The 8,465-nt window shown below is 61.5% G+C and carries 9 protein-coding genes; all 9 read left to right on the top strand.

Annotated features, from left to right (window positions below; all coding sequences use genetic code 11):
- The first annotated feature begins 20 nt into the window (after positions 1-20).
- A complete protein-coding gene (locus EN932_RS22000; RefSeq protein ID WP_127385341.1) occupies positions 21-908 on the top strand; it encodes a VOC family protein in 888 nt (295 codons plus the stop codon).
- The gene (gene kdsA / locus EN932_RS21995) at positions 905-1,750 is read left to right on the top strand and encodes a 3-deoxy-8-phosphooctulonate synthase (protein WP_013531475.1); all 846 of its coding nucleotides are present in this window, start codon (positions 905-907) and stop codon (positions 1,748-1,750) included. Before EN932_RS22000 ends, kdsA begins: the two co-directional genes overlap by 4 nt.
- A 95-nt stretch (positions 1,751-1,845) precedes the next feature.
- Positions 1,846-2,049: a dodecin family protein gene (locus EN932_RS21990; RefSeq protein WP_013531476.1), complete on the top strand. Its 204-nt coding sequence runs from the start codon at positions 1,846-1,848 to the stop codon at positions 2,047-2,049.
- A gap of 86 nt (positions 2,050-2,135) precedes the next feature.
- Positions 2,136-2,501 carry a PRC-barrel domain-containing protein gene (locus tag EN932_RS21985; protein ID WP_127369200.1) on the top strand — a complete coding sequence of 122 codons (366 nt, stop codon included), beginning with the start codon at positions 2,136-2,138 and terminating at the stop codon, positions 2,499-2,501.
- A 376-nt stretch (positions 2,502-2,877) separates the two neighbouring features.
- Positions 2,878-4,152: a phosphopyruvate hydratase gene (gene eno / locus EN932_RS21975; RefSeq protein WP_127385340.1), complete on the top strand. Its 1,275-nt coding sequence runs from the start codon at positions 2,878-2,880 to the stop codon at positions 4,150-4,152.
- A gap of 276 nt (positions 4,153-4,428) precedes the next feature.
- Positions 4,429-4,752 carry a septum formation initiator family protein gene (locus EN932_RS21970; RefSeq protein WP_027038975.1) on the top strand — a complete coding sequence of 108 codons (324 nt, stop codon included), beginning with the start codon at positions 4,429-4,431 and terminating at the stop codon, positions 4,750-4,752.
- A gap of 194 nt (positions 4,753-4,946) precedes the next feature.
- Positions 4,947-5,984, top strand: a complete 1,038-nt coding sequence (gene pdhA, locus EN932_RS21965) for a pyruvate dehydrogenase (acetyl-transferring) E1 component subunit alpha (protein ID WP_127385339.1) — start codon at positions 4,947-4,949, stop codon at positions 5,982-5,984.
- Between the two features lie 15 nt (positions 5,985-5,999).
- A complete protein-coding gene (locus tag EN932_RS21960) occupies positions 6,000-7,403 on the top strand; it encodes a pyruvate dehydrogenase complex E1 component subunit beta (RefSeq protein WP_013531482.1) in 1,404 nt (467 codons plus the stop codon).
- A gap of 18 nt (positions 7,404-7,421) precedes the next feature.
- A partial coding sequence (locus EN932_RS21955) for a 2-oxo acid dehydrogenase subunit E2 (RefSeq protein ID WP_128369066.1) occupies positions 7,422-8,465 on the top strand: 1,044 nt, incomplete at its 3' end.

The following is an 8,465-nucleotide window of genomic DNA, read 5'->3' as shown; positions in this document are numbered from 1 at the left end:
ATGATGCACATCGCGGCTGCATGACCCGAACCATCACTGGCACTCATCCGCTCGATCACCTGGTGCTGCCAACGCAGGGCCTTGAGGTGGCGCGAGCCCGGCTCGCCGCGCTTGGCTTCGTCGTGGCCCCGACCGGCATCCATCCCTTCGGAACGGAAAACTGCTGTGTTTTCCTGGCCGACGGCACGTATCTCGAACCGCTGGCGGTCGGCGACGAGCAGGTGGCGGCAAAGGCTATCGCGGACGGCAATGTCTTCGTCACGCGTGATCGCGCCTATCGCGACAGCAACGGCGACGAGGGGTTTTCCGCCATTGTTCTAGGTACGGGCAATGCCGATGCCGACCATGCACGCTATGTCGATGCCGGCATCTCGGCTGGAGACATGCTGGGTTTTTCGCGCGCTTTCACCGACCCGGCCGGCAAGAGCGACATCGCATCGTTCAAGCTCGCTTTCGCGGCCGGAGCCGAAGCCACGGACGCCTTCCTGTTTGCCTGCGAGCGGGTCAACGCGCCTGATGTCGACCGCGCGGCTTTGCAGGCCCACGCCAACGGCGCGACCGGAATTGTCGAGATCTTGGCGGTCAGCGATGCGCCTGGAAAGCAGCATGAGTTGATTTCTGTCACGGTGGATAATCCGGCCGCCGAAAGGCAGGGCGGCATGTTTTCCCTGCCGAATGCAGATTTGAGCATGCTTGACCGCGCGGCTTTCACCGCGCGCTTTGGCCTGCCGGCCGGCGCGCCGACAGATCTACGCTTCGCAGCGGTGGTCTTTTCGGTTCGGAACGCCGATGTGACATCGAGGCTGCTTGCGGCCAATTCCATCCAACACGATATAGCGGGCAATGATATTGTCGTGCAGCCTGCACCCGGACAGGGCGCGGCTTTCATCTTCCGGGAGACCAAATGAACAAGCCCGTCGCGCCCAATTCAGCGGTAATTGTCGGCAATGTCGTCTTCGACAACAAGGCGGCTCTGTCGCTGATCGCCGGCCCGTGCCAGTTCGAGTCGCGTCAGCACGCTTTCGACATGGCCGGCGCGCTGAAGGAACTGACCGGCAGGCTCGGAATAGGCCTCGTCTACAAGACCAGCTACGACAAGGCCAACCGCACCTCGCTGTCGGCGACGCGCGGCGCCGGCATGGACGCGGCACTTCCCGTCTTCGACGAACTGCGCAAGGAATTTTCGCTCCCGGTGCTGACCGATGTCCACACCGAGGAGCAGTGCGCCATCGTGGCGCCGCATGTCGATGTCCTGCAGATTCCGGCTTTCCTGTCGCGCCAGACCGACATGCTGGTCGCCGCGGCGAAAACCGGCAAGGTCATCAACGTGAAGAAGGGACAGTTCCTTGCCCCCTGGGACATGAAGAACGTCGTCGCCAAGATCACCGGATCCGGCAATGCCAATGTGCTGACCACCGAGCGCGGTGCTTCTTTCGGCTACAACACGCTGGTCTCCGACATGCGCGCTTTGCCTGTCATGGCAGAGATCGGCGCGCCGGTGATCTTCGATGCGACCCATTCGGTGCAGCAGCCGGGCGGGCAGGGCGGTTCCTCGGGCGGTGAACGTCGTTTTGTCGAGACGCTGGCGCGCGCGGCCGTCGCTGTCGGCGTTGCCGGCGTCTTCATCGAGACCCATCAGGATCCTGACAACTCGACCTCTTCCGACGGCCCCAACATGCTGCCGTTGAAGGACATGCCCGCTTTACTCGAGCGGCTGATGGCATTCGACCGCATCGCCAAGGGTCTCTAGGCCGGAGATATCCTCTGTCGACCGCCGATGCTTGTGGACGGCGCAAGCCGCCTGTACGCTCGACCGGCAAATGAGCGTTTTGGCAGGAGGAAGCCATGTCTGTCGCCCGCGTCACCGAAATCACATCGTCGTCGAAGAAGAGCTTTCAGGACGCCATCGAACAGGGAATTGCGCGCGCATCCAAAACGCTGAAGAACGTCGAGGGCGCCTGGATCCAGGACCAGAAGATCGTCGTCCAGGACGGCAAGATCGTTGCTTATCGCGTCAACATGAAGGTTACCTTCATCCTCGCGGAGTGATCGGTCGACGCCGAAAAAGTCGGGAACCTTCGCCCGCGCCCCTCATTGTCCAATTATGGTTCGAAACCACAATGAGGAGCACAATCATGGCAACCCAGACTGGCCACACCCAAGCCATCGCCGCTTCGCGGGTCATCGGCACATCGGTCTACAACACCGAAGGCACAAGCATCGGCAGTATAGAGGATGTGATGCTCGACAAGATGGCGAACGGCATCATGTTCGCGGTCATCGGTTTTGGCGGCTTCCTTGGCATCGGCGAGAAATATCACGCCATTCCGTGGGCAAGCCTCGACTATGATGAGGACAAGGGCGGTTATGTCGTACCGTTTTCCAAGGAACAACTCATGGCGGCACCGGCCTATTCGATCAACGAACTGACCGGTGCCGATGGCGAGGCGGCGCGCGACGAATCCTACAATTATTACAAGGTCACGCCTTACTGGCATTAACAACAACGACAAAGCGGCCCCGTCGGGAGAGACGGGGCCGCTTTGGATTCCGGCTTATTCGCTGACGTGTAAGGGGGCCATCGCCTTCGGCGGCGACTGCTGATTGTCGCATGACGTCAGGAATGCCGCCGCGATCAGAAACAGACTCACGATACCGCTCAACTGAGACATGGCGAAACTCCTCCTGTTTCGCCCCGCGCGCTGCACCTTAACCGGAAGTCAGCCGACCGTACATGACTTATGATGACGGCGATTTGCGCTTCGTGAATCGTTCGGAGGCCGATGCCGCGGCAATAATTGCCAGCGGGCCGATTGCCTTTTGCAGCACTTTGGCTAAGACGTGCGGCATTCTTCAGATCAATCGAGGACATCGCAAATGACCGCCATCGTCGACATTGTCGGGCGTGAAATCCTGGACAGCCGTGGAAATCCGACCGTCGAGGTCGATGTCATTCTCGAAGACGGCTCGATGGGCCGCGCGGCGGTGCCGTCGGGTGCTTCGACCGGTGCCCACGAGGCCGTCGAACTGCGCGACGGCGGCGCCCGCTATCTCGGCAAAGGCGTGCTCAAAGCCGTCGAGGCGGTGAACGGCGAGCTGTTCGAGGCCATCGGCGGCATGGAAGCCGAAAACCAGATTCATATCGACCAGACCATGATCGAGCTCGACGGCACGCCCAACAAGAGCCGGCTTGGCGCCAACGCCATTCTCGGCGTTTCGCTGGCGGTGGCCAAGGCGGCCGCTGATGCCGCCGGCCTACCGCTCTACCGTTATGTCGGAGGCACCAAGGCGCATCTCCTGCCGGTACCGATGATGAACATCATCAATGGCGGCGCGCATGCCGACAACCCGATCGATTTCCAGGAATTCATGATCCTGCCGATCGGCGCGCCGACGCTGCGCGAAGGTGTCCGCTGGGGTTCGGAAATCTTCCATACGCTGCGCAAGAAACTGAAGGATGCCGGCCACAACACCAATGTCGGCGACGAGGGCGGCTTTGCCCCGAACCTGAAAAGCGCTCCGGTGGCGCTCGATTTCATCATGGAATCGATCGAGCAGGCCGGCTTCAGGCCGGGCGACGAGATCGCGCTCGGCCTCGATTGCGCCGCGACCGAGTTCTTCAAGGACGGCAACTACGTCTATGAAGGCGAGAAAAAGACGCGCGATCCCAAGGCCCAGGCCAAATACCTGGCCAAGCTTGCCACCGACTATCCGATCATCTCGATCGAGGACGGTCTTGCCGAGGACGATTGGGAAGGCTGGAAGTACCTGACCGACCTGATCGGCAAGAAGACGCAGCTGGTTGGCGACGATTTGTTCGTCACCAACACGGCGCGGCTGCGCGACGGCATCCGCATGGGGGTTGCCAACTCGATCCTGGTCAAGGTCAACCAGATCGGCTCGCTTACGGAAACGCTCGACGCCGTCGAGACCGCGCACAAGGCCGGCTACACCGCCGTGATGTCGCACCGCTCGGGCGAAACCGAGGATTCGACCATTGCCGATCTCGCCGTCGCCACCAATTGCGGACAGATCAAGACCGGCTCGCTGTCGCGCTCGGACCGCATGGCCAAGTACAATCAGCTGATCCGCATCGAGGAAGAGCTCGGCAAGCAGGCAAGCTACGCCGGCAAGTCGGTGGTCAAGGGCTGATCCGGAAACACCGGCTCATCGATACCGGACAAAAGGGCGGGAGCATTCCCGCCCTTTTTCGTTTCGGCGCCGCCAAACAGGTCACCCGTAACCGTCCGTTAAGCACAATCGGGCGAGAAAGATCGTGAGCCGCCTGAGTTCGCGGGCTAGAGCCGGATGATCTCAGGTCTGTTCGACCTGAAATCTGAATCCGACTCTAAATCAAAGAGATAGAGCATGATGTCGTCCGAAAACCGCTTCACACTTTTCGGCATCATGCTCTAGAGGAATCGGGCGATGTGGACGCGTCAGCACAAGCAGAGAAACACCGGCCGGCTGATCATTCCCTCGCTTTGCGTGGCGTTCCTGGCCTATTTCGGCTTTCATGCCTATCACGGCGAATTCGGTATCTACTCGAAATATCAGCTGGAAGCCCAGACGGTTGCGCTGCAGGGCCAGCTCGATGCGATCAAGGCGCGCCGCATGGAGCTCGAGCGCCGCGTTCGGCTGATGCATGAAGGCACGCTCGAGAAGGACATGCTCGATGAGCAGGCGCGCAAGGCGCTCAATCTGTCCCAAGCTGACGAAATCACCATTATGTTGCCGACCTCGGCAAAATAACTGATTTCAAGTTAATCACCAATATTTTCAATGATTTTAATCACTTAGGCGCATGCCAGCTATGCAAATTCGGCATGGCGCAACGCTTTGACGCGTGTTAGCCTCCCTAAAATCGGTGGGGAGGAGCTGATCTCCCCAGAGCAGATTTCATCCTGCTCTAATGTCCACGAAGAGACGCCAACAGGGAGTGATGCATGGCCACCGCCGCCAGAAAAGCGCCTGCCAAATCCAAATCCGACGGCAAATCGGGGCTTTCGGCCTCTAAACCTGTCGAATTCACCAAGGACGAAGAGCTTGCCGCTTACCGGCACATGCTGCTCATCCGTCGTTTCGAGGAAAAGGCCGGCCAGCTCTACGGCATGGGTTTCATCGGCGGCTTCTGCCACCTCTATATCGGCCAGGAAGCGGTCGTCACCGGCATGAAGATGGCGCTGATCGACGGCGATCAGATGATCACCGCCTATCGCGACCACGGCCACATGCTGGCGATGGAGCTGTCGCCGCGCGGCGTCATGGCCGAGCTGACCGGGCGTCGCGGCGGCCTGTCACGGGGCAAGGGTGGCTCCATGCACATGTTCTCCAAGGAAAAGCACTTTTATGGCGGCCACGGCATCGTCGGCGCCCAGGTGTCGCTCGGCACAGGCTTGGCCTTCGCCAACCGCTACCGCGACAACAACAATGTCTCGCTGACCTATTTCGGCGACGGTGCGGCCAACCAGGGCCAGGTCTATGAAAGCTTCAACATGGCCTCGCTGTGGAAGCTGCCGGTGATCTACATCATCGAGAACAACCGGTATGCCATGGGCACCTCGGTGTCGCGCTCTTCGGCGGAAACCAATTTTTCGCACCGTGGCGCTTCGTTCAAGATTCCCGGCATCCAGGTCGACGGCATGGACGTGCGCGCTGTCAAGGCCGCCGGCGACCAGGCGACCGAATGGTGCCGCGCCGGCAACGGGCCGATCATTCTCGAAATGCAGACCTATCGCTATCGCGGTCACTCGATGTCCGATCCGGCGAAATACCGCTCGAAGGAAGAAGTGCAGAAGATGCGCTCCGACCATGACCCGATCGAACAGGTCAAGGCGCGGCTCATCGAGAAGAAGTGGGCAACCGAGGACGAGCTTAAGACCATCGACAAGGAGGTCCGCGACATCGTCGCTGACGCCGCCGAATTTGCCCAGAACGATGCAGAGCCGGATCCGTCCGAGCTCTGGACCGATATCGTATTGTAACGGGAGGGCAAGGACATGCCGATCGAAATTCTCATGCCCGCTCTCTCGCCGACCATGGAAGAGGGCAATCTTTCCAAGTGGTTGAAGAATGAGGGCGACAAGGTCGTCGCCGGCGACGTCATCGCCGAGATCGAAACCGACAAGGCGACGATGGAAGTCGAGGCCGTCGACGAAGGCACGCTTGGCAAGATCCTGATCGCCGCCGGCACCGAAGGCGTCAAGGTCAACACACCGATTGCCGTTTTGCTGCAGGACGGCGAAAGTGCCGGCGATATCGGCAAGTCCTCGGCTCCCGCCAAGGCGGAAGCACCGGCAAAGGCAGAGGCTCCAGCCGCGGCGGAGGACAAGGCGGAGGCCGCAAAACCGGCTGCCGCGCCGGTGGCTGCTGCACCGAAGACGGAAATCGCCGCCGATCCGGACATTCCGGCCGGCACGGAGATGGTCTCGACCACGGTGCGCGAAGCGCTGCGCGATGCGATGGCCGAGGAAATGCGCCGCGACGGCGATGTCTTCGTCATGGGCGAGGAGGTCGCCGAATACCAGGGCGCCTACAAGATCACGCAAGGGCTGCTGCAGGAATTCGGGCCGCGGCGCGTCGTCGACACGCCGATCACCGAGCATGGCTTTGCCGGCGTCGGCGTCGGCGCGGCGATGGCCGGCCTGAAGCCGATCGTCGAGTTCATGACCTTCAACTTCGCCATGCAGGCGATCGACCAGATCATCAACTCCGCCGCCAAGACGCTCTACATGTCTGGCGGCCAGATGGGTGCGCCGATCGTTTTCCGTGGACCGAACGGCGCCGCCGCACGCGTCGCCGCACAGCACTCGCAGTGCTACGCCGCCTGGTATAGCCACATTCCGGGCCTGAAAGTGGTGATGCCCTACACCGCCGCCGACGCCAAGGGCTTGTTGAAGGCGGCGATCCGCGATCCCAATCCGATCATCTTCCTCGAGAATGAGATCCTCTATGGCCAGTCCTTCGACGTGCCGAAGCTGGATGATTTCGTGCTGCCGATCGGCAAGGCGCGCATCCACAAGACCGGCAAGGACGTCACCATCGTCTCTTTCGGCATCGGCATGACCTATGCGGTCAAGGCGGAAGCCGAGCTGCGCGGCTTGGGCATCGATGCCGAGATCATCGACTTGCGCACGATCCGGCCGCTCGATCTCGACACCATCATCGCCTCGGTCAAGAAGACCAACCGGCTGATCGTTGTCGAAGAGGGATATCCGCAGAACTCGGTCGGCGACCATATCGCCAACCAGGTGTCGCAGCGCGCCTTCGATTTCCTCGACGCGCCGGTCATCACCATCGCCGGCAAGGATGTGCCGATGCCCTATGCCGCCAACCTGGAGAAACTGGCTTTGCCGAACGTCGGCGAAGTCATCGAGGCGGTCAAAGCCGTCACATATCGCTGAACCGGGCGGGAGGACAAAATGCCAATCAACATCACCATGCCGGCCCTGTCGCCCACGATGGAAGAGGGCAATCTGTCTAAGTGGCTCGTCAAGGAAGGCGACAAGGTTTCGCCGGGCGATGTCATTGCCGAGATCGAGACCGACAAGGCGACGATGGAAGTCGAGGCTGTCGATGAGGGCACGGTCGCAAAGCTCGTCGTTCCCGCCGGCACCGAAGGCGTCAAGGTCAACGCTCTGATCGCCGTGCTCGCTGCCGAAGGTGAGGATGCAGGCGCTGCCGCGAAAAGCGGGGGCGATGCTGCTCCAGCGAAAGCCGAGGCCAAGCAGGACAAGGCGCCAATCTCCCCACCCGTGGGGGAGATGTCGACGAAGTCGACAGAGGGGGGCGCTGTCCCGCCGTCCTCTCAGCGCGAGACGCCCCCCTCTGGCCTGCCGGCCATCTCTCCCACAAGGGGGGAGATCAGCCAGTCGCCGGAAGGACGCACCTTCGCGTCGCCGCTCGCACGTCGCATAGCCAAGGAAGCCGGTGTCGATGTGTCTGCCGTGACCGGCACCGGTCCGCATGGCCGGGTGGTGAAGGCGGATGTCGACGCGGCGATTGCCGGTGGCGGCGCCCAGGCGGCGCCTGCCGCCAAGGCTCCGGCTGGCGCGCCCGCTGCTGCTCCCGCCGCGCCGGTAAAGGCGATGTCGGACGATCAGGTGCTGAAACTGTTCGAACAGGGCTCCTACGACCTCGTCCCGCATGACAATATGCGCAAGACCATTGCGCGCCGCCTGGTCGAGGCCAAGACCACCATTCCGCATTTCTACCTGACGCTCGACTGCGAGCTCGATGCGCTGCTGGCGCTGCGCACGCAGATCAATGCGGCAGCCCCGGTGAAGAAGACCGACAAGGGTGATGCTCCGGCCTACAAGCTGTCGGTTAACGATATGGTGATCAAGGCGATGGCGATGGCGCTGAAGGCGGTGCCCGATGCCAATGCCTCGTGGACTGAAAGCGCCATGGTCAAGCACAAGCACGCCGATGTCGGCGTCGCGGTGTCGATCCCCGGCGGCCTGATC

It is taken from the genome of Mesorhizobium sp. M7A.F.Ca.US.002.01.1.1 (genome assembly GCF_004022955.1).
GTDB classification, from domain to species: Bacteria; Pseudomonadota; Alphaproteobacteria; order Rhizobiales; family Rhizobiaceae; genus Mesorhizobium; species Mesorhizobium ciceri.
Note: the sequence above shows the minus strand (reverse complement) of the source record. Positions and strands in the feature narration are given on the sequence as shown.

Bases quoted from the DNA above. Each gene is read 5' to 3' on its own strand.
- EN932_RS22000 (WP_127385341.1), top strand. From the start codon at position 21: ATGACCCGAACCATCACTGGCACTCATCCGCTCGATCACCTGGTGCTG.
- kdsA (WP_013531475.1), top strand. From the start codon at position 905: ATGAACAAGCCCGTCGCGCCCAATTCAGCGGTAATTGTCGGCAATGTC.
- EN932_RS21990 (WP_013531476.1), top strand. From the start codon at position 1,846: ATGTCTGTCGCCCGCGTCACCGAAATCACATCGTCGTCGAAGAAGAGC.
- EN932_RS21985 (WP_127369200.1), top strand. From the start codon at position 2,136: ATGGCAACCCAGACTGGCCACACCCAAGCCATCGCCGCTTCGCGGGTC.
- eno (WP_127385340.1), top strand. From the start codon at position 2,878: ATGACCGCCATCGTCGACATTGTCGGGCGTGAAATCCTGGACAGCCGT.
- EN932_RS21970 (WP_027038975.1), top strand. From the start codon at position 4,429: ATGTGGACGCGTCAGCACAAGCAGAGAAACACCGGCCGGCTGATCATT.
- pdhA (WP_127385339.1), top strand. From the start codon at position 4,947: ATGGCCACCGCCGCCAGAAAAGCGCCTGCCAAATCCAAATCCGACGGC.
- EN932_RS21960 (WP_013531482.1), top strand. From the start codon at position 6,000: ATGCCGATCGAAATTCTCATGCCCGCTCTCTCGCCGACCATGGAAGAG.